The organism is Exiguobacterium sp. UBA3491, from assembly GCF_002377745.1.
In the GTDB taxonomy this organism is placed as follows: domain Bacteria; phylum Bacillota; class Bacilli; order Exiguobacteriales; family Exiguobacteriaceae; genus Exiguobacterium_A.
Genome location: NZ_DFQK01000021.1, coordinates 295,030 through 296,474, shown reverse-complemented (window position 1 = coordinate 296,474; position 1,445 = coordinate 295,030). Strand labels below are relative to the sequence as shown.

At 48.3% G+C, this 1,445-nt stretch carries 2 protein-coding genes; both read right to left on the bottom strand.

The genetic code is table 11. The features are described 5' to 3' along the window. Nucleotides 1-843 (bottom strand): 23S rRNA (uracil(1939)-C(5))-methyltransferase RlmD (rlmD, locus tag B4F99_RS08410; RefSeq protein WP_290756766.1); only part of this gene is annotated, 843 nt, incomplete at its 3' end. Between the two features lie 25 nt (nt 844-868). Further along, nucleotides 869-1,445 (bottom strand): YegS/Rv2252/BmrU family lipid kinase (locus B4F99_RS08405; RefSeq protein ID WP_290756763.1); only part of this gene is annotated, 577 nt, incomplete at its 5' end.

Genomic DNA, 1,445 nt, shown 5'->3' with positions numbered 1-1,445 from the left:
CGAATGCGGAGAGATCTCATACGTCAAACCAGCGATTTGATCGCGAATGACGGACGGTCCGTACAAGACGACGTTCTTTTTCCCAAGAATGACGTTCGTATCATCCGGGTTGATGTTGTGCTGGATCGAAGTGACGTTCGGTAACGCCTTTAAGATTCCTTCGACGATTTTATCGATACCGCGAAGTTGTTTGACCTTCGTGACGAGAACGACCATCAACTCGTTCGTATGATAACCATGACGTGCCATGATATGACGAATGACACCTGCTTTTTTCTTCTCGTCGTATGCTGGGACTTTTAAGTCAGCGAGGACTTTACGAACCGCTTGGACAGCTTCATCGTTTTCTTTGTTTTGGATCAAGCAGTAGTCCATATCGATGATCCGGTGGCTTCGTTTTTGATAGAAGCCAGCCATCAATTTGTTTGATTGGAACGCGACTGGTACTTGTGCCTTGTTGCGGTAACCCCATGGATCTTCCATACCCATCGTCTCGTGGACCGGAATCTCAAGGCCTGCTAGGCGCGCGAAAGCGTCACGAACGCGGTTGTGCTTGAACTTGAGTTCTGCGTCGTATGACAAATGTTGCAATTGGCAACCGCCACACTGGTTGTAAACCGGGCAAGGTGGCTCGACACGATCGGCACTCTTCGTCTTTTGACGGATGATGCGACCGAATCCGTAAGACTTCGTCGTTTTCGTGATCTTGATCTTGACCTGTTCCGTTGGCAATGCACCCGGGATGAAGACCGTATATCCATCGATGCGCGCGACCCCTGACCCTTCATGTGTCAGGTCGACGATCTCAACGACGTGTTCATCGTTCTTTTGTACTGGAATCATGAATATCCTCCTTAAAAACCTCGCTTCACGCGAGGTTCGTTTCTGCTTCTTGAAGTTGTGTATTGATTTGTTCCATCTCTTCGATCCGGAACTTTGGTGTCATGACTTCGAAATGAGAGCGAAGATTCGTCATCTCGCCTTCGCAGATGCCGCCAAACTCACCATCAATGTTCAAACTCATCTCTGATGTATTCTTCATGCGGACGAATGAGGTCGTGACATGCTCGATGCAAGGGTCCGAGAAATGATCCCCTTTTAAAGCAAGACGCATGACACGAATCAATTCGACGAGATTACATTTCTTCAGGATGAAGAGATCAAATCGCCCATCGTTAAGTGACGCGTTCGGTGACAACTTCTCGAATCCGCCGACAGAGTTCGTATTGGATGTCAAGAACAGCATGACTTCTCCTTTGAATATACCCTTTTCATGCTCCAGTTCGACATATGTTGGTCGGATTTGCGGAAGTTTCTCCATCCCTTTGACATAGTACGCGAGCTGTCCAAGTGCCGTCTTCAGCTTCGAAGGCACTTCGTACGACAGTTCTGTCATGATGCCGCCACCAGCGATGTTGATGAAGTAATGGACGCCTGTCGAACCT